The following is a 24,521-nucleotide window of genomic DNA, read 5'->3' on the forward strand; positions in this document are numbered from 1 at the left end:
GGTCAGATGCGCCCCAGGCTACAGAGCGGCCCGTGCGGCCGGTGGGAGCGTCCCGCCTCCCCCGGTCGCACGGGCCGGACCCGCTTCGCGGTCTGTTACGGCTGCAGCTTCACCTCGTCGCCGTCGAGCGTGATGAAGCCGTTCTGGAAGTTCTGCTGGACACCCTTGCCGTTCTCGGCCGGGAACTCGTCGCTGATCGGCAGACCCAGACGTCCTTCGGCGCCCTTCTCGGCGAGCCAGGCCTCGAGGATCTTGCCCCGGACCGGCCAGGCGCCGGTGAGCGGACTCCAGTAGACGTGTCCGTGCTGGAACTCGTTGGCACGACCGTCACGCCCCGCGGGCCGCTCGCTGGTCGTCGGGTAGCCCAGGACACCCGTCTCGTAACCGAGCTCGGCGTACTTGCCGAGGATCATGCCCTGCACCGCGTGGGCGCCGGTGCCCTCGCTCCAGTACATGGCGCCGATCTCGAAGCCCTGGACCGCGCCGCGTCCGTCGGGGGTCGCCGCCTCGTCGAGGATCGGATAGCCGAGGGGGCCGCCCTCCCAGCCCTGGTTCTTCCATTCCTCGAAGATCTTGCCGCGGACCGCGTGGGCGCCGTGCTCGGGCGTCCAGTAGACAGCGCCACCCCGGAAGTGGTTGAACCGTCCGCGCCCGTCGGGAGCGACGCGTTCCTCGGTGGTCGGGAAACCGAGCTGCCCGGCCGGACCGCCCATGCCTTGGTAGGCGCCGCCGATCGCACCCGCGACCGGCACGGTCGTGCCTTCGGACGAGAAGACACGCCCGAAGCGGAAGTCCTGCACCGTGCCACCTGCGACGGCGTATTCGGAAGTGAGACAGTCGCCGAGCCAGGCGTTCGCGTTCGCGACGTCGCCGAAGGCGCCGGTCGGAGTGCACTCGGGCTTGTCGACCCCGACACCGAGGGTGTTGGCGAGCTGCGGCCACAGCTGGTGGAGTTCGAACTCCCAGTACTTCCACGTGTGGGTGCCCGACGGCCGGTACACGATCTGGGCGGGGATGCCCTGCTTCTTGAGTTTCGTCGCGAACGCCTGCGAGGTGAGGCGCGAGAGGATCTCGAGGCCCATGCCGGCGTAGTTGGTGCTGACACCGGGGATGCCCGAGGGATCGTCGTACGGCCCGGTGGTGCCGCTGCCGCTCGAGACGTACAGGCTCACACCCTTGAGCTTGTCGGCGAGCAGGTAGGGATCGTGCGACTCCCAGCCGTCGGAGCCGGGCGCACCCCACATCGCCTCGGAGTCGAAACCGCCGGCGTCCTGCATCGCGTAGTGGATGGCCTCGGGCATGCCGAGCGTGGTCGTGGTGAGGATGCCGGACAGCGACGCCGCGAACTGCGCGAAGCCCGGGTTGCGGGCGGGCAGGAACATCGCGGCGGTGCCACCCATCGACAGACCGACGACGCCGCGCTTGTCGGTGGTGCGCCAGTCACGTTCGAGGAGCGGGGGAAGTTCCTTCGTCAGGAAGGTCTCCCACTTGTAGTTCTGCCCGTTGTTCTGGTCGATCCAGTCGGAGTAGAAGCTGGACTGGCCGCCCACCGGGAGGACGACGTTGACGTTCTTGTCGGCGAAGAAGGCCTCCGCGTCGGTCTCGAGCGTCCATCCGTTCTCGTCGTCGCGCGCCCGCATGCCGTCGAGCATGTACACCGAGGGGAACTTCGCGTCGGGCTTGCTGTTCCAGTCGCGCGCGAGCAACAGCTGCACCTGGATCGGCGTCCCCATCGACGGCGAGTCGATCCACAGGGCGACGCGACGGTCGGTGAGCCAGTCGACGCTGCGGACGGTCGCGCCGGCGGTGCTCGTCGGGCCGGACTGGGCGATGAGCGGGTCGGCGGAGGCCACCGAGACGGTGGTCAGGCCCGCAGCGACCGGTGCGACGAGGGCTGCCGCGACCAGTGCGAGCACACGGGATCTGCCGCTCCGCGCACCCGCAATGCGAGCCGCTCTCCTGGCAGGCCCTGTCCGTCGCTCAGCGTGCTCGAGCTCAGTTCGCATCTGCATCGCTCACTTTCTGCGTTGCCGGATTTCCTGCCGTGGGGCGGCTCGGATGGACCGCGACGGCGGCAGTGGCAGGGCGTCCCGGCTGGGTGTGCCGACTCGGGGTACCGGAGTCCCGACTGTTGTTTCTACACCGGCGGCACCCGGAATCGAGGGTGCCGCGCTGTGACAGGTGAGAAAATTGTTGCGGAAAGTTACGACGCCGCCCACTCACCGGATCGGTGAGTGGGCGGCGTCGTTGCTAGCAGTGCGTACCGGAGATCAGAACGCGTTCAGCGCCTCGAGGATCTGCGGACGTGCCTTCCACAGCTGATCCTCCCAGTACTTCCATGCGTGCGTGCCGCGCGCCGGGAAGTCGAAGGTGGCCGGGATGCCGAGCGTGGCCAGCTTGATCTGGAACGCGCGGGTCTGGGCGAGGGACAGAGCCTCGAGAGCCATGCCGTTGGCGGTGTTGTAGTAGCCGACGAAGCCCTGCGGGTTGTCGTGCTCGCCCGGCAGACCGCTGGCGGCCGAGATGTACAGCGACAGGCCCTCCAGCTTCGGAGCGAAGACGAACGGGTCGTTGCGCAGCCAGGCCGGGCTCCACGGCGGGCCCCACATCGAGTCGACGTTGAAGCGGCCGGCGTCGAGCATCGCGACGCGGATGGCCTCACGCATGCCGGGAGCTGACAGGTTCAGGTAGCCGGACAGCGACGACGCGAACTTGAACTGGTCGCGATGGTAGGCGGCGAGCGTCAGAGCAGCGGAGCCACCCATCGACAGGCCGAGGATGCCGTTGTTGTTGCGCGAGACGCCACGGGTGGCGAGGTAATCGGGCAGCTGCTCCGTCAGGAACGTCTCCCACTTGTAGGTGACGTCCTGGCCGTTCAGGTTGGACGGCGCGTACCAGTCGGTGTAGAAGCTCGACTGTCCGCCGACCGGCATGATCAGGCTGACGTTGTCGTTGGAGAACTGCTGCAGGGCGTTCGTCTCCAACGTCCAGGCGTTCACGTCGTCCCGAGCGCGCAGGCCGTCGAGCATGTAGAGAGCCGCATCGCCGCCGCGCGCGGCCCACTGGATCTGGACCTTGATCGGGCCCATGTCGGACTCGACGAAGACCTCTTCGAAGCCCCCTGCGGGCGCGCGGTGCGACACCGGCGCTCCCTGCGCAGGCGCGGCGACCGCGGCGGTGGTTCCGACGAGGCCTGCAGCCACGGGGAGGACCAGAGCTGCGGCGGCGGTGCCGAGCAGTCGCCGGCGAAGGCCCTGCCTCAACCTCGGGACAAAACGCATGAACAATGCTCTCTTTCTCGTCTGCGGCGTCCGCGTTCGCGTCCCCCGGATTCCGGCGAAGACGGCCGCGGAAGGCCGCCCCAAGTCACACTGCGGTCAAAACTGTAAAGGACGACGTGATCTCTGACAAACCCTGGTTTCAACAGCTCTTGGGCACCCCTTGACCCGTAGGTCAAGGCGACGCTGCCGGAAAGTTACCCGTCCGTGATGCGCCGTGATCCTATCGAGACAGCCCTGAGCGGTCCAAGTTGATCTCGGAGTCCGGCCGTCACCCCCGCGGAGGCGGCATCGGCAGATCGCAGCGCTGGATCTCGTATTCGGGCACCCGTTCGATCCGGTACGAGGCGTAGTCGAACGCGTTCCGCAGATTCCGCTTGAACAGTGCCCACGTCAGTTCGGCGCTCGAGGAGTCGATCATCTCCCTGGTCTCGGGGCAGGTCAGCGCGGTCTTCGCCATCGCCACCCAGTCCTCGTCGAGATAACCGGGCAACCACGGATGCACGTCGACCATGCCCGAATCGGCGACCACCCAATCGGGGAACAAGATCTTGTCGTGCCCGATCCGCCCGTCCTCGAGACGCTCGGTGTGCGCGGCGAGCGGGTAGGCCAGACCCATCTGGTCGACGACCCGCACGTCCAACCCGGTGTTCATGCTGGTCATGCCCAGGTTCAGGAAGAAGACCGTGTGCCCGGTGCCACCCGGCGGGATGGGCTCGGGCGGCGGCACCACGTCCCACGCGTCGTAGGACGGAGTGGGCAGCAGCAGACCGCCGTTCGGGGTGTTCGCGATGGCCTCGACCATGGCACGCATGCGCGGGTAGTCGAGATAATCCTCCGCGCGGATCGGATGCAGATGCCCGGTGTTGAGGGCGTAGAACGCGCGCTCGTCGACGATGCCGGAGCGGCCCACCACGGCGCCCTCGGTCATGCCGGTGGTGTTGGCCGCTGCGGCCGTCCACACCACGGTGCCGAGCCACAGCACGGCCAGTACACCCGCGACCTGCGTCGGCCGGTTGTTGCCGATCTCCGCACGGTCCGGGATCCGCAGGGGAACGACCGCAACGGGCAGGAGCAGACAGAACAACGGCGGCAGCAGGACGCGGCCGTGCATGAAGTCGCCGCCCACGCGCAGCGAGTACAGCGCGAGCAACACACCGGAGCCGAGGAACAACACGACGACGGCAGTGGGTGTGCGCAGCAAGTTCTGCGCCCAGGACATCGTGGCCCGCACGTCACGCGGATCGGGGCGGGCCGCAGGGGCGGTGAGACGGGCGGTGTCGCGGCTGGTCGCGAGGACGAGCGCGGCGAGAAGCACGAGGAACAGCAGCGGCAACCACAGCAGATACGGCGAGACGAGGTTGCCGAGATATTCGAGGCCTTGCGACCACTTCGCGCCGCCGGCGTCCTTGGCGACCGCGGTGTTGGGATAGGGCAGCCCGTAGTAACCCATGCGCCAGATCTGGTAGCCGACCGGGATCGCTCCGGCCACCGCGACCATCACGACGCGGATGCGCACGTCGAGGCCGGGCGCGAGGAACAGCATCGCGAGCGTGAGCACCGCGACGAGCGCGAGTTCGGGTCGCACCAGCGGGCCGAGTCCGGCGACGAAGGCCGTGGCGAGGATCTGCCCTGTACCCGGGAGGGGTCCGCTTCCTCCCGGCGCCGGGGTCGCCCACCTGACCATGAGCAGCCACAACAGGCCGAGCCAGCAGATCACCAGGCAGGATTCGAGGCCCGAGGTCGCAAAGTCGCGGGCAGGGGGCACCGCGATGTAGACGAGGACACCGGCGGGCAACAGCAGCACGGTTCCCGAGGCCGCCCGCAGTCGCCACCGGTACAGGCGCGCCGCACCGAACATCGCGAGGACGATCGCGCTCGTCGACAACACGAGCGCGATGGCGAGCACCACGTATTCGAGGCGGATCCCGGTGAGCCATCCACCCGCGTAGACGATGTACGTCCACGCCGTGGAGGTGTTGGCCTCCACACGCTCCCCCGCGTTGAACACCGGTCCGTTGCCGGCGAGGAGGTTGCGCACGGTCCGCAGGACGATGAGCCCGTCATCCGCGATCCAGCGCCGTTCCCATGCCCCCCAGAACATCAGGAGCGCGGAGACGACCACGCCCGCGACGAACGCGCCACGGGCGAGGCGATCATGCCGAACGGGCCGGACCGTACGGGACGGTCCGGCCTCGGTGTCGTCGACGCCGCGCACGACGTCAGAAGAGGTAGACAGCACCGCCGACCACCAGGATCCACACCACTGCGAGCAACTGCAGCACCCGGTCCTTCAGCGCGATCTCCTCGGGTTCGCCGGCTTCACCCCCGTCGACATCCACCGCGTACCGCAGGATCGCGACGACGAACGGGATCATCGAGATCGCGTACCAGTTGGATCCGGCCACGTTGTCCTGCTCGAACGCCCACAGGCCGTAGCAGAGCACCACGGCGGTCGCCGCCACGGTCCAGACGAACCGCAGGTAGGTCTCCGTGTAGTACTCGAGCGACTTGCGGATCTTCGCGCCGGTACGGGTCGCGAGACGCAGTTCCGCGTAGCGCTTGCCCGCCGCCATGAACAGCGAGCCGAACGCCATGATCAGCAGGAACCACTGCGACAGCGGGATCTCGGCGGCCACACCACCTGCGATGGCCCGGATGAGGAATCCGGACGAGACGATGCAGATGTCGAGCACGGCCTGGTGCTTGAGTCCGAAGCAGTACGCCAGCTGGATGCCGATGTACACCGCCATGACGACGGCGAGCTGCCAGTTCGCAAGGAACGACAGCAGGATGGAACCCGTCAGCAGCACCACCGCGATGATGTACGCGAGTCGCACCGGGAGCACACCGGCCGCGATGGGCCGGAACCGCTTGGTGGGATGCGCACGGTCGGCCTCGACGTCCATCGCGTCGTTGACGAGATAGATGCCCGAGGCAGCCATGCAGAAGACGACGAAGGCGAGCGCGACGGGCAGCAGCACGTCGACCTGAGTGACCGAGCCGGCCGCCATCGGCGCCGCGAGCACCAGGACGTTCTTCACCCACTGCCGGGGGCGGACCGCCTTGACGATCCCGGCGCCCAGGCTCTTGGGCGCCTCCTTGACGGGCGCCGGTTCCTCGCTCATCGATCTCCCCACTTCGTCTCTGCCCGCGCCACGACGGCCGCGGACGCCGCACCGAGTGCCGCACCCGCCAGTACATCCGTCGGATAGTGCACGCCCAGCACCAGGCGGGACAGCATCATGGGCGGCACGAGCACCGCCGGAAAGGGTAGCCCGGTGGTGCGGGCGAGCAGCACGGCCGCCGCAGTCGTGGACGTCACATGCGACGACGGGAAGCTCAGCCGGCTCGGCGTGGACACGTTGACCTGCACGGTCGGGTCGACCGGCCGCGGACGGCGCACGACCCGCTTGATCACGACGGACGCCGCGTGGGCACCGAACGCGCCGACCGCCACGCTCGCCCACTTCCGGCGACGGGGACGGTCGACGAGGGCGCCGGCGGCGCCGATCGCGATCCAGCCGAGAGCGTGCTCACCGAAGTGCGACATGCCGCGGGCGATCGTCGTCGCGGCGGGCACGGCACCGGCGGTGGCCTGGACGGTCTGCAGGACCCGTACCTCGGTGTCGGTGCTCCTCCAGTGACGTGCAGCCACACTGTCTGCGACCGTGGACGCAGCTGCTGCGGACGCAGCGCCGCTGTCAGATGCCGATACCGAAGACACGCTCCCACTCCTCCTTGCTGGTCAGGGCGGGAACCGCGTCCCGGTACCGCTTCTTCATCTCGGGGAACCGGCGCGCGAGTTCGCGTCGCAACCGGAGCGCCTCCGTGAGCAGAGCCTGGGCCTGCGCACGGTCGCGCTTACGGTAGACGACGCCCCGACCGTCCGCCGTGGTGACCGTCACGCCGTCGACCTGCGAGAGCAGGAACCACCGCGCGTCGATGGTCGGCACGTTCAGCTGGGGTCGCTCGTGGTGCTCGCGGTTCTCGGGACGCACGTTGTGCAGCACCCCCTTCGCGAGGCGCTTGACCTTCGCGACCGCGCCTTCGGGCAGTCCCACGGCGCCGACCTCGGCGCCGGATGCCATCGGCAGTTCGGTCGACGACGGCAGCACCACCGCGTCGGGGAAGTTCTTCCGCAGCGCGTGCACCTCACCGAGGGCGCGCGGCAGCAGATCGAACAGGTTCTCCGGGCCGGCGAGGAAGTCCTCGATGGCCTTGTTCTGGATCGCGACCGTCGAGTACTCGAGGCACACGAGATGCTTGATCGTGGCCTTGATCGTGTCGAGCACCATGGGCTTGGCGTCGCCGTGCTGGTGCAGCGCGGCCACGACGAGCCGGTTGCGCAGGTGGAAGTACGCCTGCCAGTCGATGGCGTCGTCCTTGTCGCTCCATGCCATGTGCCAGATCGCGGCGCCCGGCATCGTCACCGTGGGGTAGCCGGCCTCGCGTGCCCGCAGGCCGTACTCGGCGTCGTCCCACTTGATGAACAGCGGCAGGGGCTGGCCGATCTCCTCTGCGACGACGCGCGGGATCATGCACATCCACCAGCCGTTGAAGTCGACGTCGATGCGACGGTGCAGGAGCTTCGAGTTCTCCCGGTCGCGCAGCGGCTTGGTGGAGAAGTCGTGGTCGTACTCGACGTTCGGCGCGGCACCCCACATGAAGTTCGAGCGGTGGATGACCTCGCCCATGGTGTGCAGGTGGCTGCGTTCCTGCAGGTTGAGCATCTGCCCGCCGACGAGCATGGGCTTCTTCGCGAACCGCGACAGGGCGAGCGCGCGCAGGATCGAGTCGGGTTCGATCTCGATGTCGTCGTCCATGAACAGGATGTACGGGCTGGAGGTGGTCTTCAGCGCCTCGTACATGATGCGGCTGTAGCCGCCCGAACCACCGAGGTTGCCCTGGTCGTGGATGACCAGACGGTCACCGAAGGGTTCGGCCGCCTCCGCGAAGTCGGCTTCGTCCTTCACCTTGCGGGTGCCCTGGTCGGGGATGATGACGGCGTCGACGACGTCCATCACCAGCGGGTCGGACGCGAGCGCACGCAGCGCCTTCACGCAGTCGGCCGGTCGGTTGAAGGTCGGGATGCCCACCGCGACCGATGCGCGTCCGGGTGCCTCGACGGGTGCGTACCAGCCGGCGGCGTGCAGCGTGACGTCACTGTCGGTCGTCACGTCGAACCACAGCCAGCCGCCGTCCTCGAACGGTCCCAGGTCGGCGTCGATCTCGACGATCGTGTCGGACCCGCGGAACTCGCGTCCGGTGACGTGGATGCGGCTCGAGTCGGCCTTGCTGCGGTACAGGTCGACACGGCCGTGGCCGGTGAGTTCGAGTCGCAGCACCACCGAGCCGAGCGTGCTCCAGCGACGCCAGTAGCTCGCCGGGAAGGCATTGAAGTAGGTGCACAGCGACACCTCGGACTCGGCGCCGATCGCCAGCGTCGTCCGGCTCGTCGCATGGGCGCGACGCGCGTTGGTGGGCGACTCCTCGAGGTAGAGGGTGCGAACGTCGAGGGGTTCGCCCGGTCGCGGCAGGATGATGCGCTGCAGCAGCGACCGGCCGAGCAGTTCGTCCTCGCCGGCGGGGGCACTCCCCGCCCCGGGCTTCGCGGCAGCGGCGTGCTTCGCGGCGCTCACGAGGCGTCCCCGGCGATGGGCGCTCCCGATTCGAAGTGCGGGGCGAGGACGTTGTCGAACATCGACAGCGCACTCGCGATCGCCATGTGCATGTCGAGGTACTGGTAGGTGCCGAGACGACCACCGAAGAGCACCTTGTTCTCGGCCGCTTCCTGCTTCGCGAGAGCGCGGTAGGCGCCTAGCTTCTCGCGGTCCTCGGGGGTGTTGATCGGGTAGTACGGCTCGTCGTCGTTCTCGGCGAAACGCGAGTACTCACGCATGATGACCGTCTTGTCGGCCGGGTAGGTGTCGCGCTCGGGGTGGAAGTGCCGGAACTCGTGGATCCGGGTGTAGGGCACGTCGGCGTCGTTGTAGTTCATGACCGGGGTGCCCTGGAAGTCGCCCGTGGGGAGCACCTCGGTCTCGAAGTCGAGGGTGCGCCATCCGAGGCGGCCCTCGGCGTAGTCGAAGTAGCGGTCGAGCGGGCCGGTGTAGACGACGGGAGCGTCGGGGCTCGCCGCGCGGATCTCGTCGCGCACCTCGAACCAGTCGGTGTCGAGCCGGACCTCGATCCGGTCGTCCTTCGCCATGTTCTCGAGCCACGCCGTGTACCCGGCGACCGGCAGACCCTCGTAGGTGTCGTTGAAATAGCGGTTGTCGAAGGTGTAGCGCACGGGCAGCCGGGTGATGTTGCCGGCGGGCAGCTCCTTCGGGTCGGTCTGCCACTGCTTGGCCGTGTAGTCGCGGACGAACGCCTCGTAGAGGGGGCGGCCGATCAGGGAGATGGCCTTCTCCTCGAGGTTCTTCGCCTCGGCGGTGTCGATCTCGGCGGCCTGTTCCTTGATGAGGGCGCGTGCCTCTTCGGGGCTGAAGTACCGGCCGAAGAACTGAGCCACGAGTCCGAGACCCATCGGGAACTGGTAGGCCTGGCCCTTGTGCATCGCGAAGACGCGGTGCTGGTAGTTCGTGAAGTCGGTGAACTGGTTCACGTAGTCCCACACCCTCTTGTTGGAGGTGTGGAACAGGTGGGCACCGTACTTGTGGATCTCGATCCCGGTTTCCGGCTCGGGCTCGGAGTACGCATTGCCACCGAGATGATGGCGACGCTCGATCACGAGCACTCGCTTGCCGAGCTGCGTGGCCGCGCGCTCGGCGATCGTCAGTCCGAAGAATCCGGAGCCGACGACGATCAGGTCGTACTCACCGGTGGAGGGCTGGGGCGCTGATGCAGCAGTCACGGGAGACCAGGGTATGCGACTCTCGCCCGGAGGTGCCCTCTCGGTCCGGGCGGACCGAGAGGGCGGTCACACCTCACACGTACAGGGTGAGTGCGTCACGGACGAATTCGGCTCCTGCCCTGCTTCCGTAGTTCGCCGCGAAACGCTCGTCCTCGACATACATGTCGGCGAGACCGAGCACGTACTCCCGCGGACTCCCCTCCGGAGTGCCGTATCCCGGGGTGCCCGGGACCGACGACAACCAGGCGACGTGGCGCCGCGCGAGTTCCTGCGCCTCGGGTCCGGCCGGGTCGAGTCCGGCCCGGGCCGCCGCGATCCACTCGCTGTTCAACCGGTCGAGTTGCCTCTTCCAGTCGTCCCGGGCGGTGTCGTCCATGCCTCGCCACCAACGGTCGCCTTCGTCGTAGGCGTCCTTGCCCCACCGTTCGATCACTTCGTCCCGGTACTGCGTGTGGTCGAACCCGTCGAACACTTCGTCTGCCACGAGTTCCTCCCCTCTCTCCGTCTTCGCCAGGGTGGTGCGAACCGCCGCGATTCGGCGCTCCAACTGCCGGCGCTCGTGTTCGAGCAGGTCGAGGTGGGTGCGCAAGGCGCTCGCGGGGTCGTCGTGCCCGGCGAGCACGTCGCGGATGACAGGCAGCGCCAGCCCCAGATCGCGCAGCAACAGGATTCGCTGAAGACGCACGAGAGCGTCCTCGTCGTAGAACCGCATGCCGTTGCTGCCGGTGCGGCTCGGGCGCAGCACCCCCACCTCGCCGTAGTGGCGCAGCGTGCGGCTGGTGACTCCGGCGGCGCGTGCCAGTTGCTGGATCGACCACTCCTGCCGCACCCTGTTCACCTCCTCGTTCCGGCTACGACCAGCGTGCATCGTGACGTTGCGTCAATGTCAACACCCGTCGGCGAGGGGCCGAACGCCGCCGGCCGGTCGCCCAGTGCGGGTGACCGGCCGGTCGTCGGTGGGTGGCCGTCGGGTTACTCGGCGCTACCCGTGCTCGGGAACCAGTCCTTCAAGAAGCTCGCGTCGATCACCTGGGCACCGAGATCCGGTGTCCACACGATCGCGCCGCCGGTGAAGATCCGGAACTTACCGATCTCGTCGGGCAGCATCAGTTCGGGGCCGATGGGCGAGCCGAGCACGCTGTCGACGCCGCCGAGGTCCAGATAGGCCTGCTCGATGGGCGAGGTGCCCGTGCCGCTGCCGAAGGGGTCGGTGCCGACCTCGGGGCCGGGCTCGGGTGCCGGAGTGATCTCCGGGGCGTCCTCGTCGATACCTTCCTTCACGGTGAACCAGTCGGAACGCAGCCCCAGCTTGGTCCGCGCCTCGGCGCCGGTCGTCTCGATGGTGCGGTCGGAGCCGATCACTCGGACCCGGGTCACGCGGCCGCCCTCGGCACCGAGGTTGTTCCGGGCGAGCACCTCGAAGGCCTGCAGGTCGCCGACACCGAACTTGCTGCCGATCTCGGCGGCGGTGAAGGTCTTGGCCCATTCACGGTTCGGGGCGACCTTGTCGCCCTCGTCCTCGACGGGCGGGAAAGTACCGCCGGCCGAGAACCCGCCGGTAGAGGCGGAGAACTCGCTGCGTACGACCTCACCGTCCTTCATCAGGACTGTTCCGCGCGTGGTGCGTACACCGTCGTCGGTGCGCGGATCCTCGACTCCCGACCCGCCGTAGACCTGGCAGTCGGTGGTGTCGCAGGTCTGCCACTTCTCGTGACGCTTCTCGGCGAGTGCATAGGACCGCGCGGCAATGGCCTGCGCCCGCAGGGCCTCGGCGCCACCGGTGTCCGCCCAGCCGGGCAGGGCCTCGGCGGGAACCACGCTGCGCAGATAGTCCTCGACGGGGAGGCGGTTGACGGTGCGCGGAGCGGTGCCGTCGAGCACCACACCGAGCGCGCCGCGGTAGGTCTTGTCGTCCGAGCACATCGTGAGATGTTCGTTCGCGGGCCGGTCCTCGGCGAGGTCGATCGGGTCGACCCACGGCAGGTCGGTGGCGGCCTGCCACAGCACTTCGCCGCTGCACCCCGCGGTGACGACGACATTCGCGCCGCCGTCCGGGGTAGGCGTCAGGTGGGCGGCCTCACCGGGCGCGAGCTGCTTTCCGGCGACGATCATCCCCGTGTCGGAGTAGACGTCGAGGGTGTGGTCGTCGCGGCCGACGAGGCGCACCGCGATCATCGGATCGTCGACCGTGCCGAGCTCGGTTCCGCCGTAGTAGTGGGCGATGATCCGTTCGGCGGTCCATCCGTCCTGGGCGTAGCCGTAGGCACCCCACTGCCCCATTCCGCGGCCGTGGCCGTGGCCGAAGCCGGTGAAGGTGAAGGGCGTGTCGGCCGAGACCGCCTGAACGACACCCGGTGTCGCCTGGTTGTTCTGTACGAGGGCACCCACACCCGCGCCGACGAGCAGTGCGGGGGCCACCCCGATCGCGGCAGCACGAGCGACGGAGGGACGCCATCCGTTGCGCAGCGGCCTGCCGAGAATGATGCGCCGCCTCCGGATCTTGCCTCTGCGCCCGATGGACTGTCGTGACATGACGTTGCTCCCTCGTTGTCGCTTTCGGCGCGAACTCGTGATCCGCGATATCGGACAATTTCGACCGATCCTCAAGCTCAGGTTGAGGCTTAAGGTTTGCTGCGTCTAGTGTGACAAGAGTGACGGAGCTAGGCAACAAATGTCACAGAAGCAACACAAGAATCACGCGTTACAGAACTTTCGTGTTCGATCCGGACTACGAAAGCGACACGTAAGGGACGATCCGAAGTCGGAACCGTCCGCTCGAGCACCAACGACAGGGAGTAGCAAACAGTGCCGCATCGCCGCCCCAAGCCGTCGATCGTCCTGGGTGCCGTCGCCGCCCTGGCCGTCGCGACGCCCTTCGCCGTCTCCGGGCTGACCAGCACCGCTCCCGAGATCCGGCCTGCCAACGACACCGTCGAGGCGGTGGCACCCGATATCGCGGAAGTCGTGCTCGCCTCGGTGCCCGACCTGATCATCCCGCTCGAGGAACTGACCGGTCTCAACCTGCCCGATCTCAGCCTGAAGGAGATCGTCGACGGGCTCCCCCAGATCACCACCGCGCCCGACCCGAACGGCGGGATCGTCCAGCAGGTCGGCGCGACCGTCAAGGAACTCACCCGCGACACCCCGTTCAGCCTCGTCGCCCTCGCGGCCGAGGATGTCGCCGCGACCGACGCGCTCATCCGCGCGCAGCACGACGACGGCAGCTGGGGTCCGTGGACCGCGACCGAACCGATCGAGACGCGTGCCGACGACGCCACCGAGGTAGGGCGGACGGGCACCGAGCCGATCTACGTCGGCGCCACGCGTGCGGTGCAGGTGCTGTTGACGCCGCGCCCCGGCCCCGAACCGAACCTCGCCGGAGCGGAGGCCCCGCCGGCAGCTCCGGCACCCGAAGCCCCCGCAGAGGCTCCCGCACCCGGAGCCCCCGCACCCGAAGCTCCTGCTCCGGAAGCACCGGCCGAGGCCCCGACCCCGGTCGACGAGGCACCGGCGCCGGTCGCCGCAGCCGACGCGCCCGACCTCGGATACGTGCCCGCGTCCTCGTCTCGGCCGCTGCGCGAGAACCCGCTGCAGGCGGCCGCCGAAGCGGTCAGCGCAGTGCTCATCTCGCCCGGCAGCAGCGAGTCGGACGCGCGACTGGAAGACATCGCGAGCCCGCTCGGCAGCTCCGGCCTGAAGGTCATCACCCGGCAGCAGTGGGGCGCCGACGAGTCGATGCGGTGCCAGAACCCGACCTTCGACGACTCGCTCGGAGGTGCGACCGTGCACCACACCGCGGGTAGCAACAACTACTCGAAGGCCGAATCGGCCGAGATCGTGCGCGCGATCTACGCGTACCACGCACGGACGCTCGGCTGGTGCGACATCGGCTACAACACCCTCGTCGACAAGTACGGCCAGATCTTCGAGGGTCGCGCCGGTGGTCTCGAGCGCAACGTGCAGGGCGCCCACTCGGGTGGTTTCAACGAGAACACCCACGGCATCGCGATGATGGGCGACTTCTCGACCCAGGCCCCGCCGCAGGCCGCGGTGGAGTCGGTCGGCAAGTTCCTCGGCTGGCGACTGGCACGGGCGGGGCTCGACCCCAAGGGCCGCACCACCATGTACTCCGAGGGCACGTCGTTCACTCCGTACCCGCGCGGCACGGCGGTCGACCTGCCGATCATCTTCGCGCACCGCGACGTGGGCAACACCAGTTGCCCGGGCGACGCCGGTTACGCGCAGATGGGGAAGATCCGCGACATCGCCGCAGCCACGGCGAAGGGTGGCGGTGGCAGCCCGCAACCGTCGAACCCGCAGCCCTCGAACCCGAAGCCGTCGAACCCGCAGCCCTCGAATCCGTCACCGTCGAACCCGTCGCCGAACGTGCCGGACATCAATGTCGGAGCACTGGCCTCGGGATCGGCCGACACGGCCGAGGGTGTGGTCGACGATCTGATCCGCCTCAGCGGTCACCCGCTGGTCCAGAAGTGGCTCGCCGAAGGCGGCGAACTCGGACGGCTCGGACAGGCGGTGACCTCGATCCTCCCCGCGATCAAGAACGGTTTCGAACGGGTCGATTTCGTCAACGGTGCCATCTACACATCACCGAACGGCGGAACATGGACAGTACTCGGCGAGATCTACAAGGCGTGGGAGAAGAACGGGCTCGACGCTGGTGAGCTGGGGTTGCCCACCAGCGACGAGTACCGGGTGCCGGACGGTTGGCGTTCGGACTTCGAGTTCGGCTCGCTGATCTTCAACGAGGTCACGGGTGTCGTCACGAAGGTGCTGCGCGCCTACGACGACGCCTACGACCAGGCGATGCAGGATCAGCCGGCCGACGTCGCAGGACCCGCACCCGAGGGTGCCCCTGCGCCCGAACCCGGACCCGAACCGGCACCTGCGCCGGAACCGGCACCCGAGCCGGCGCCCGCGGGCTGACCCGCAGCGCACCGGCAGGAACGAGTCACCGCCACCACCGTTCGAGAACGCGGGCCACTCCGTCCTCGACGTTGGTGGCGGTGACTTCGTCTGCGACCGACTTCGCGTCCGGATGCGCGTTCTCCATCGCCACCCCGTGACGCGCCATCGACAGCATCGGGATGTCGTTGGGCATGTCTCCGAAGGCCACGAGAGTCTCATGGGAGACACCCAGCAGCCGCGCCATCTCCTGTAGACCGGACGCCTTCGTGACCCCCGCCGCGGAGATCTCGATCAGTCCGTGGGTCGTCGAATATGTGACGTCGACCAGCCCGTGCAGCTTCGGCACGAGAGCCTCCGCCATCTCCCGGCTGGTCGCGCCGGGGAGCCGGACGAGCAGCTTGATGGCGGGCTCACCGATCACCTCGTGCTCGGCGAGCTCGGTGTTGTCCGGATTCAACCAGGCATGTTCGTATCCGGGAGCGCTGACGAACTGCGGCGTCGCCGCGTCGTGGGCCCGCTCCCCCACTCGCTCCGCAGCCAGACCACACCCCGGAAGCACCGATGACGCCACCTCGGCCAGCCATGCCAGTTCGTCCACCTCGAGCACCGCGGCGCTGAGCACGCGGTCGGCAGCACTGTCGTAGAGCACGGCACCGTTCGCACACACCGCCATCGGCGCGTATCCCAGTTCTTCGACCACCGGTGCGATCCAGCGCGGCGGGCGTCCGGTGGCCAGGACGAAGGGGGTGCCGGAGTCGACCACCGCATGCACCGCGGCGCGGGTCCGATCGGACACCTTCTCGGTGTCGTCGATCAGGGTGCCGTCGACGTCGGTCGCCACCAGACCGGGGCGCGGGGCGTCCGTCTCGTGGTCCCGACGTGGTTCTCGACTCGACTGTGCGTTCACTCCGTCATTGTGCCGAAGTACCGCGCTCGTCGCCCCCTGCGCTGCCGCGCTCGTCGTCTCCTGCGCTGCCGCGCTCGTCGCCGACAGTGCCTTCGCGCTCGGCACGTTCGCGTGCCTTGCGCGCCCGGCGCTCGGCGGCAGCGGCTTCGTCGAGAGCGGTCGCTTCCTCGAGGGTGGGCGCGGACCCGCCGAGGCGGCGAGGCACCCAGTAGGCGCGGGGCTCATGGACGTAACCGTCCTGCACCCTGTGGAGCATCTCCTCCATGGTCGCGTGGAGCTGCGCGGTCATCTCCGCTGCCGGCTCGTACGGCTGGACGGGAGCGCCCACCTCGATGGTGATCGGGGTGTTCGTCCGACCGAGCCGCTTCGGATGACCCTTCGTCCACACCCGCTGCGACCCCCAGATGATCATCGGGATCACCGGGACACCGGCTTCGTTCGCCATCCGCGCCGCGCCGGACCGGAACGCCTTGAGCTCGAAGCTGCGGCTGATCGTCTCCTCCGGGAACACCCCGACGAGCTGCCCGTCACGCAGGGCCTGCACGGCGAGGCGGTAGGACTCGCCGGCGTCGCCGCGGTCGACAGGGATGTGCTTCATCGCGCGCATCAGGGGACCGGAGATCTTGTGGTCGAAGACCTCCTTCTTCGCCATGAAACGGATGTACCGCTTGGTGGCCCGGGCGGGGATCCCCGCGTAGGTGAAATCCATGTAGCCGGTGTGATTGATCGCGATGACCGCACCGCCTGTCGCCGGGATGTTGTGCTCCCCGGTGATGTCGAATTTCAGCCCTTGCGCTGCGAAGAGCGTGCGAGCGACACCGACGATGGTCCGATAGAAGGGTTCCACGCCGGTCAGCCTAGCGGGGTGCCCGGGCCACGCCCACCGGATCCGCCGCCAGGTGCCGACGAACGTGCCGGTTCCGGCTCCCCCTACCCTGGAAGGTACGTAGGTCAGCACGTCAGGAGGCAGAAGGTGCAGATCACCAGTGTCGGACACGCCGGTTTCCACATCCGGACCGAGGCGGGGTCCATCCTGTGCGATCCGTGGGTGACCCCCGCGTATTTCGCGTCGTGGGTGCCGTTCCCCGACAACACGGGTCTCGACTGGGACGCCCTCGGTGACGTCGACTATCTCTACGTCTCGCACCTGCACAAGGATCACTTCGATCCCGACACGCTGAGCAAGCACGTGAACAAGGATGCGACCGTCCTGCTGCCCGACTACCCGGTGCCGGATCTGCGTCGCGAACTCGAGAAGCTCGGCTTCACGAAGTTCTTCGAGACCACCGACTCGGTCAAGCACACGGTGAGTGGTCCCAAGGGCGATCTCGACATCATGATCATCGCGCTGCGCGCGCCGGCCGACGGACCGATCGGCGACTCGGGCCTGGTCGTGTCCGACGGTGAGTCGACCGTGTTCAATATGAACGACGCGCGGCCGATCGACATGGACGTCATGCTCGACGCGTTCGGTCACATCGACATCCACCTGCTGCAGTACTCGGGCGCCATCTGGTACCCGATGGTCTACGACATCCCGAAGAAGACGAAGGCCAACTTCGGTAAGCAGAAGCGCCAGCGCGGCATGGATCGCTGCCGCAGCTACATCGACCAGGTCGACGCGACGTGGATCGTGCCGTCGGCCGGTCCGCCGGTCTTCCTCGACCGCGACCTGCGCGATCTCAACGACGACCACGGCGACGAGGGCAACATCTTCCCCGACCAGCAGGTCTTCCTCGAGCAGCTGCGCATCCACGGTCGCGACGGCGGGCTGCTCATGATCCCGGGTTCGGTGGTGGATCTGAAGGGCAGCGAGCAGATGACGCTCACGCACCCGATCCCCGACGACCAGGTCGAGGCAATCTTCACGAACAAGGCCGCCTACATCGAGGACATGGCACAGCGCTTCGCGCCGGTGATCGCGGCGCTGAAGGCCGGCTGGGCTCCCGCCGAGGGCGAGCCGCTGCTGCCCGCGCTCAAGGCGAAGTTCGAGCCGATCATGGCGCAGTCCGATCTCATCTGCGACGGCATCGGTTACCCGGTGGGCCTGGTGATGGGCGACGAGACCGTGGTGCTCGACTTCCCCAAGCGTGTCGTGCGCGAGCCCATCGATGGAGAAGGCAAGTACCGCTACGGTTTCCGCATCGCACCCGAACTGGTGCGCACGGTCCTGCGTGACGACGAACCCGACTGGGTCAACACGATCTTCCTGTCCACCCGGTTCACCGCGTGGCGCATCGGCGGATACAACGAGTTCCTCTACACCTTCTTCAAATGCCTGACCGACGAGCGCATCGCGTACGCCGACGGCTGGTTCGCCGAAGCACACGACGATTCGGCGTCGATCGAGTTGGGCGGCTACGAGATCCAGCGTCGCTGCCCCCACCTGAAGGCGGATCTGTCCAAGTTCGGTGTCGTCGAGGGCACGACGCTGACCTGCAACCTGCACGGTTGGCAGTGGGATCTCGAGTCGGGCCGGTGCAAGACGTCGAAGGGACACGAGCTGCGCAGCAGCAAGCTGTGATCCGCACCCGATAGAAACCCTCACGATCGATGCCGGGCGGATCGCGCCGGTGGCAACAGCCTCGGCGCGACCATGCCCAGCCCGATCAGTGGAAGCACCGTCACCGCGACCAGCACCGACATCGGCAACCACGGCGAGCCGAGCGCGTAGCCGGCGAAGATCGCGACCGACAGCACCTCGCTCGTCAAGCCGACGACGGACGAGACGGTCGCCCGTGCGCGACCGGACATCGTGTCCTGCAGGCGCGCCTCGGCGACGATCGCCGTATTGTGCAGCGCACCGTAACCCACACCGATTGCCGTGAATCCGGCGATCCCTCCGGCGAGCGCACCCCCTGCGATCAGCGCCGACCCGACCATCACGACGACGCCCATCGTGCGGCCGCTCATCGATGCCGTCCGCCCGGCGGTCGCGGCACCGACCACCTGACCGACCGCAGTCAGTGCGACCAGCACGGGTACGAATCCGGTCTCCGCCCCCGATTCGCGTGCCAGCAGCGCGAAGTACTCGTCGAAGGCGAGGCAGGCGAGCAGGGCCGCCGCGAGGACCACCGATCGTCGCACCGCCCGGTCGGTACGGATCTCGGACGTTCCCGCGCGCAGCGACGACATGTAGCGGGCGAGGACGGTATCGCCGCTTCCGGCGATCTCGTCGGTTTCCTCCACCCTCGGGGCGGCGGGAAGCGTTCCCACGAGCGCGATATCGACGACGGTGATCGCGACCGACACCCAGCCCACGAGTGCATATCCACCGAGTTCGAACAGCGGTGCCGCGGTGAGGATCGCGACGAAGACGCATGTCATCTCGCCCGCGTTGGCGTATCCCATGATTGCCGTGTAGCGGTGTTCGCTACCGCGCGCGGCGAGTTCGTCGTAGACGAGGGCCTCGAAGGTGCCGGATTTCATCGACTCACTGACGCCCCACAGGACGAAGCCGAGCGCGAACCCCCAGTAGCCGGGCCAGATCAGCCATGTCGTGAACGCGGCGGTGAACAACGCGCCGCTGCCGAACAGCAGACCGCGACGGGAGACGGTATCGGCCCAGGCACCCGAGGGCACCTCGGAGACGAAGGCGACGACCGACCACAGGACGAACAGCGACGAGATGGAGCGGGTGTCGAGACCGTGATCCTCGAACAACAGCGCGTACAGGCCGTAGAGCGGCACGAACTCACGGACGGACGCATATGCGACCACCCGCACGGACAGCGAGATCACCGGGTCGGATCAACATCGACGGCGCATGGAACGAGAATGGCACGCCCGGCTCCACATGTCACGCCCTCCACGGTGGGATACGGTCGGTCATCGTGAGCACGGACGAGCAACAACAGCGGCAGCGCACCTACACGTGGGAAGACCCGGCGCCGACGTCGGCGGCCAACCGCGACATGCACGGTCTCGACTTCCTGCGCGGGCTGATCGACGGGACGATCCCGCACCACCCCACCTCCCGCACGCTCGGCTTCACCGTCACCGATGCCGGCGAGGGATTCGCCGAGGTCACCCTCGAGCCGGAAGAGTTCCACGCCAACGCGGTGGGCAGCATCCACGGCGGCGTGCTCGCCACCCTCTTCGATACCGCCATGGGTTTCTGCGTGGCGAGCACCCTCGAGGCCGGGGTCGGCTACACGACCCTCGACCTGCAGGTGCGCTACGTCCGTCCGGTGCAGACCGGCAAGGGTGTCATCCGCGTGCAGGGATTCTGTGAGCACACCGGTCGTCGCACGGCGACCGCGCGCGGCGAGGCCCGCGACTCCGAGGGCCGGCTGCTCGCGACGGGTTCGACAACCTGCCTGATCCTGCGCTGACAACCCCTACGCCGACCGGCCTCTACGGCAGCCTGCGCGGTGCGGCGAACCGGCGGAGTGCCGGAGCCACCGGCCGTCCGCGCAGGAGACCTTCGACGCCACCGGCGTCGATCGCTTTCCGGTACACCACGAGTGCCGCTTCCACTGCGGAGACCGTGAGGTCGATGTCGTCGTCGGTGTGTGCCGCCGACACGACGAACGACTGACCGAGAACTCCTCGGTCGAGCAGTTCGGCGAGGAACAGCGTCCGGTACTCCTGCGAGGGCTTCAGATCGGGTCCACGGGTCGAGAAGACCAGGCACGACGGCCTGCCCTCCACCCGGACGTACTCCTCGAGTTCCATCTCGGCCGAGAGCGCGTTCACCGCGGCGGCGAGTCGTGTGCCGGCGACCTCCATCCGTTCGATCGGCCGCTCGGTCTCGTACGCCCGTACCACTGCGCGGAAGGCCGCGAGCGAGGCCGTTTCCGGTCCGTGCGTGGTCGAGAGCAGGAAGACCCGTTCCGAGTCGGTCCCCAGACCACCGAGTTCCATGTACTCGCGGCGACCCGCGAGTGCGGAGATCGGAAATCCGTTCCCCATCGCCTTTCCCCAGCACGAGAGGTCCGGCCGCACGCCGTAGACCGACTGTGCCCCGCGTTCCGACCAGCGGAAACCGGTGATCATCTCGTCGAGCACCATGAGCGCACCGTGACGATCGCACAGCTGCCGCACACCTTCGAGGAAACCGGGTGCGGGTTCGGCTGTCGCAGTGGCCGCTTCCAGGACGACGCATGCCACCGGGTGCGAGGTGAGGGCCGCCTCGAGCGAGGCGAGATCGTTGTAGCCGAACCGCAGGGTGAGCGAGCGCGCACTCTCCGGGATACCCGAGCTCATCGGTGTGGTGCCGATGAACCAGTCGTCGACGGAGAAGAAGGGGTGGTCGCAGACGGCGATGTGATCGCGGCCGGTGGCAGCGCGCGCGAGACGTACGGCTGCCGTCGTGGCATCCGACCCGTTCTTGGCGAACTTGACCATGTCGGCGCCGGGCACGAGTGACAGGAAGTCCTCGGCCGCTTCGACTTCGAGAAGGGTGGGACGACTGAAGTTGGTTCCGTGCCGGGCCGCGTCGGTGACGGCCTCGACGACCGGGCGGTATCCGTGCCCCAGCGTCACCGAACGAAGACCCATCCCGTATTCGACATAACGGTTTCCGTCGACATCCCACACGTGTGCGCCGTCGCCGTGGACGAGGATCGGCGTCATGTGTTCGGGATACTGGTCCGGTCCCCGGGCGTAGGTGTGGGCACCGCCGGGCACGAGTTCGTGGAGGCGCTGCTGGAGGTGCGCGGACCGTTCGAATTTTCTTGCTGTGGTCGCAGATTCGGTCATCATCATTCTCCCACGGGGGCAGCGTGATCGAGTCGGCACGTTTCGCTGTCGGTACCGGTGTTCGCGACCTTCGCCCACAGGTCGATATCGCGCAGGCGGTCGTCGCGTGTGGTGATGCCACGCATGCGCCCTTCCAGAGCGAACCCCAGGGCCTTCGCGAAGCCTGCCGCTGCCGCATTGCAGGAGTCGACGCCGGTCTGCACCCGTTCGATGTGCAGTACTTCGAAGGCGCGGTCGAGCAGCCAGGCCGCCGCCTGCAGCAGTGCCCGGTGACTGTCGTCGCCGGTCGCGTCGACGCGCAGTGTGGCGTCGTGCCGGACGAGGTCGACCGGCTCGAAACCGACCGTTCCGAGGTGCACACCGTTCTGCTCCACGCGGTATCCGAAGGCGTGTCCCGACCATCCCGCCCACGGTGAGGTCGGTTGCCACACCCCCTCCAGGACACCTCCCTCGTCTTCGCGCCGGCGTCGCCGCAGAGGGGGCGACAGGGCATGAACCGGTCGCAGGATCAGCCCCCCGACGTGGGCGGGTGCCGCCTGCAGCGCCGCTCGCCCGGGCGCGATCCGTTTTGCGGTGCCGAGCACGAAGCGACAGCTGGTGGCGAGGTTTCTCGGTGAGATCCGACGGTCGACCGGCTGTGGAGGGCGGATGACGGGGGCCGTGGGATCGGACCACCTCGCGGTCAGCCCCTCACCGGGCACCCGATCGGCCGTCATGGCGAACAGGATGTGGTCCTTGCGCCGGCCTCCTGCCCCGAACGACTTCTTCATCGTCGCCTCCCGGACGAATCCGATCCGGTCCGCGCCACGGGAGGCCGGAAGATTCTCGACACAGATCGGAGCGGTGAGCCGGTACAGGCCCAGCGTCGTGAAGGCGTGGTCCATCAGGATGGACACGGCAAGGTGTCCGATGACCCGACCACCCACCGCGGAATCCATCCAGATACCCAACTCCGCTGAGCGGCTCACGGAATCGATGCCGAACAGGTTGACCTGCCCCGCGAAGCGTCCGTCCACCTCGATGACGAAGCCGAGCGATCGACGATCCGATCGCAGATGCATGCACTCCTGCACCCATTCGTCCTGGGTGTGCCGCGCCTCCCAGGACAACGGACTCGATGCCCAGAACGGTTCGATGACGGCACGGTCGCGGAGGCGGATCCGACGCCAGTCCCGGTAGTCCGAGAACCGCGGAGGACGGAGCCGGATCACTTCTCCAGTCCGCGCTACCGCGGCGAGTTCTGTCGGTCCCTGTTTCACGGGATGGGTTCTAGGAATCGACATGGCTATCCCTCCTCGTCCTGACAGCGGCTGAGACAAGTCGGCGGACCGTGCCGACCAGTTCGGTCGTGGCGGGTCTCGCGAACACGCCGAGCGCCAGAAGATAGGCGACTGCGAAGACGAGTGCGTCGAGGGCCAGCAGAGCGACGGCGACGAGGGTCGGGTGCGTATCGCTCTGCGCGAGTTGGTGTTCGAACAGCCAGAGCACCACCGTCGCACACGCCGCGGCGGGGAGCGGCGGGAGGATCGCACCGGCGAGTTGGGAGAGCGACACGGGGATGCACCGTCTCGCGAGGGCCATGACGACGATCCCGACGACGATGGCCGTGATCGACACCGACAGCGCGGCTCCGACGAGACCGAAGAGTCCGACGAGGACGAGCAGGAGCACGAGGCCCACCCCGACCTCGGTGAGCGTGTACCAATTCAGCAGACCCGTCCGGCCGCATCCTTTGATGATCTCTTCGCTGACGCAGGTGAACGCCTTGCCGAGGCTGAGACCGGCCAGTGCCACGACCACCGGGCCGGCCCCGCGCCACGGTTCCCCCAGCACGACGACCACGGCGGGAGTACCGGCAGCGATCATCAGCCCGGAGCATGCGGCAGCGCCGATGGTCGCCCACTGCAGGGCACGCAGGTAGGCCGCCACCAGCCGGTCGGGTTCCTTCGCGATCCGGGAGAAGGCAGGAAACAGTGCGACCGAACCGATCTCGATGATCGCCATCGCCGGGATCCGGGCGATCCGCTGGCCGTACCGGAAGAATCCGAGGTCGGACGTGCTCAAACCTCGGCCGACCACCACCGCCTCCGTCGCTGCCTGCACGCGCGAGCCGATCATTCCCAGCACGAGAGGTGCTCCGTACCGGGCCAGTTCACGCCAGAGGGCGAACGAGGCGCGGCCACGACCGGGGCGCCAGTTCGTGATCGTCCAGACCGACACCACCAGGGTGATGTACGAGACGTAGGTACCGGCCACCATGCTCCACACACCCCACCCGAGGGCGGCCGTCGACACCGCGACCGTCGCGTAGCTGACGGCGACGGCGGGGCCGACGATCAGTCGCCTCTTGACGCTGAACTCACGTTGCAGCATGGCTTCCGGCACATTGGCGACCGAGTAGACCAGCAGCACTCCGGATGTCGCAGCGGCGACCAGACCCGCGGTGGTGCTGTCGAAGATCGCACCGATCACCGGTGCGGCTGCGAGCGCGCCGATACTCATGACGATCCCCGCCAGCAGCGTCACGCGGAAGACGGTCTCGGCTGCGTCGGCGACGTCGGTGTCGCGCTGGATGAGTCCCGACCGGAGCCCACCTTCGACGAATGTCCCGAAGAAGGTCGTCAGAACCGTTCCCGCAACGAAGGTTCCGATCTCCGCCGGCGTGAGCAGACGCGCGAGTGCGACGGTCTGTGCGAGGGAGACCATTTCGCAGAAGAGCAGTGCGACGGTCGATGCGCCGGCCACCCGGCCGATCGAGGACATCAGCGATCGCCCGGGCGGGCCGGTATCCACCGCCCGGTCCGCCGGGTCCGTCTCTTCGGGCGTCGTACTGCTCACTCCGTCGATA

The 24,521-nt window shown here is 68.0% G+C and carries 18 protein-coding genes; 3 read left to right on the forward strand and 15 right to left on the reverse strand.

Annotated features, from left to right (window positions below; genetic code table 11):
* Nucleotides 1-95: 95 nt before the first annotated feature.
* The 9 genes from GON09_RS16740 to GON09_RS16780 form a co-directional block, all read right to left on the reverse strand.
* On the reverse strand, nt 96-2,012 hold the full coding sequence (locus GON09_RS16740; protein WP_213932762.1) for an alpha/beta hydrolase-fold protein: 1,917 nt from the start codon (nt 2,010-2,012) through the stop codon (nt 96-98).
* Nucleotides 2,013-2,270: 258 nt separating this feature from the next.
* The gene (locus GON09_RS16745) at nt 2,271-3,281 is read right to left on the reverse strand and encodes an alpha/beta hydrolase (protein ID WP_213932763.1); all 1,011 of its coding nucleotides are present in this window, start codon (nt 3,279-3,281) and stop codon (nt 2,271-2,273) included.
* Between the two features lie 268 nt (nt 3,282-3,549).
* Complete coding sequence (zomB, locus tag GON09_RS16750) at nt 3,550-5,496, reverse strand: flagellar motor control protein ZomB (RefSeq protein WP_307854396.1); 1,947 nt, start codon at nt 5,494-5,496, stop codon at nt 3,550-3,552.
* A 4-nt stretch (nt 5,497-5,500) separates the two neighbouring features.
* A complete protein-coding gene (locus tag GON09_RS16755) occupies nt 5,501-6,406 on the reverse strand; it encodes a decaprenyl-phosphate phosphoribosyltransferase (RefSeq protein ID WP_213932764.1) in 906 nt (301 codons plus the stop codon).
* Nucleotides 6,403-6,936 (reverse strand): phosphatase PAP2 family protein, encoded by a 534-nt coding sequence (locus tag GON09_RS16760; RefSeq protein ID WP_213932765.1) that lies wholly within the window; start codon nt 6,934-6,936, stop codon nt 6,403-6,405. Before GON09_RS16760 ends, GON09_RS16755 begins: the two co-directional genes overlap by 4 nt.
* 46 nt (nt 6,937-6,982) lie before the next feature.
* Nucleotides 6,983-8,851, reverse strand: coding sequence for a glycosyltransferase (locus tag GON09_RS16765; RefSeq protein WP_213934491.1), 1,869 nt, complete (start codon nt 8,849-8,851; stop codon nt 6,983-6,985).
* A 65-nt stretch (nt 8,852-8,916) separates the two neighbouring features.
* Entirely contained in the window at nt 8,917-10,137 is a 1,221-nt protein-coding gene (gene glf, locus GON09_RS16770) for a UDP-galactopyranose mutase (protein ID WP_213932766.1), read from the reverse strand.
* A 73-nt stretch (nt 10,138-10,210) separates the two neighbouring features.
* Complete coding sequence (locus GON09_RS16775) at nt 10,211-10,966, reverse strand: MerR family transcriptional regulator (protein ID WP_213932767.1); 756 nt, start codon at nt 10,964-10,966, stop codon at nt 10,211-10,213.
* Nucleotides 10,967-11,109: 143 nt separating this feature from the next.
* Nucleotides 11,110-12,669, reverse strand: coding sequence for a SpoIID/LytB domain-containing protein (locus tag GON09_RS16780; RefSeq protein WP_213932768.1), 1,560 nt, complete (start codon nt 12,667-12,669; stop codon nt 11,110-11,112).
* Between the two features lie 273 nt (nt 12,670-12,942).
* Here GON09_RS16780 and GON09_RS16785 point away from each other — a divergent pair, with 273 nt between their 5' ends.
* Nucleotides 12,943-15,081, forward strand: a complete 2,139-nt coding sequence (locus GON09_RS16785; protein WP_213932769.1) for an N-acetylmuramoyl-L-alanine amidase — start codon at nt 12,943-12,945, stop codon at nt 15,079-15,081.
* Between the two features lie 25 nt (nt 15,082-15,106).
* Here GON09_RS16785 and GON09_RS16790 read toward each other — a convergent pair whose 3' ends face one another.
* A complete protein-coding gene (locus GON09_RS16790; RefSeq protein WP_374195334.1) occupies nt 15,107-15,970 on the reverse strand; it encodes an HAD family hydrolase in 864 nt (287 codons plus the stop codon).
* A 4-nt stretch (nt 15,971-15,974) separates the two neighbouring features.
* A complete protein-coding gene (locus GON09_RS16795; RefSeq protein WP_213932770.1) occupies nt 15,975-16,817 on the reverse strand; it encodes a lysophospholipid acyltransferase family protein in 843 nt (280 codons plus the stop codon).
* A 126-nt stretch (nt 16,818-16,943) separates the two neighbouring features.
* Between GON09_RS16795 and GON09_RS16800 the strand changes: the two genes are divergently transcribed.
* Complete coding sequence (locus tag GON09_RS16800) at nt 16,944-18,494, forward strand: MBL fold metallo-hydrolase (protein ID WP_213932771.1); 1,551 nt, start codon at nt 16,944-16,946, stop codon at nt 18,492-18,494.
* A gap of 20 nt (nt 18,495-18,514) precedes the next feature.
* Here the strand turns inward: GON09_RS16800 and GON09_RS16805 are convergent, their stop codons facing one another.
* Nucleotides 18,515-19,690 (reverse strand): MFS transporter, encoded by a 1,176-nt coding sequence (locus GON09_RS16805; protein WP_374195396.1) that lies wholly within the window; start codon nt 19,688-19,690, stop codon nt 18,515-18,517.
* Between the two features lie 113 nt (nt 19,691-19,803).
* Between GON09_RS16805 and GON09_RS16810 the strand changes: the two genes are divergently transcribed.
* Nucleotides 19,804-20,304: a PaaI family thioesterase gene (locus GON09_RS16810; RefSeq protein ID WP_213932773.1), complete on the forward strand. Its 501-nt coding sequence runs from the start codon at nt 19,804-19,806 to the stop codon at nt 20,302-20,304.
* A gap of 22 nt (nt 20,305-20,326) precedes the next feature.
* On the opposite strand, the gene GON09_RS16815 is transcribed toward GON09_RS16810, so the two are convergent.
* The 3 genes from GON09_RS16815 to GON09_RS16825 are packed head-to-tail and all read right to left on the reverse strand — an operon-like array spanning nt 20,327 to nt 24,511.
* Complete coding sequence (locus GON09_RS16815) at nt 20,327-21,673, reverse strand: glutamate-1-semialdehyde 2,1-aminomutase (RefSeq protein WP_213932774.1); 1,347 nt, start codon at nt 21,671-21,673, stop codon at nt 20,327-20,329.
* Nucleotides 21,674-21,675: 2 nt separating this feature from the next.
* The gene (locus GON09_RS16820) at nt 21,676-22,956 is read right to left on the reverse strand and encodes a GNAT family N-acetyltransferase (protein ID WP_213932775.1); all 1,281 of its coding nucleotides are present in this window, start codon (nt 22,954-22,956) and stop codon (nt 21,676-21,678) included.
* Nucleotides 22,943-24,511 (reverse strand): oligosaccharide flippase family protein, encoded by a 1,569-nt coding sequence (locus GON09_RS16825; RefSeq protein WP_213932776.1) that lies wholly within the window; start codon nt 24,509-24,511, stop codon nt 22,943-22,945. Before GON09_RS16825 ends, GON09_RS16820 begins: the two co-directional genes overlap by 14 nt.
* Nucleotides 24,512-24,521: the final 10 nt, after the last annotated feature.

Source organism: Rhodococcus sp. B50 (genome assembly GCF_013602415.1).
In the GTDB taxonomy this organism is placed as follows: domain Bacteria; phylum Actinomycetota; class Actinomycetes; order Mycobacteriales; family Mycobacteriaceae; genus Rhodococcus.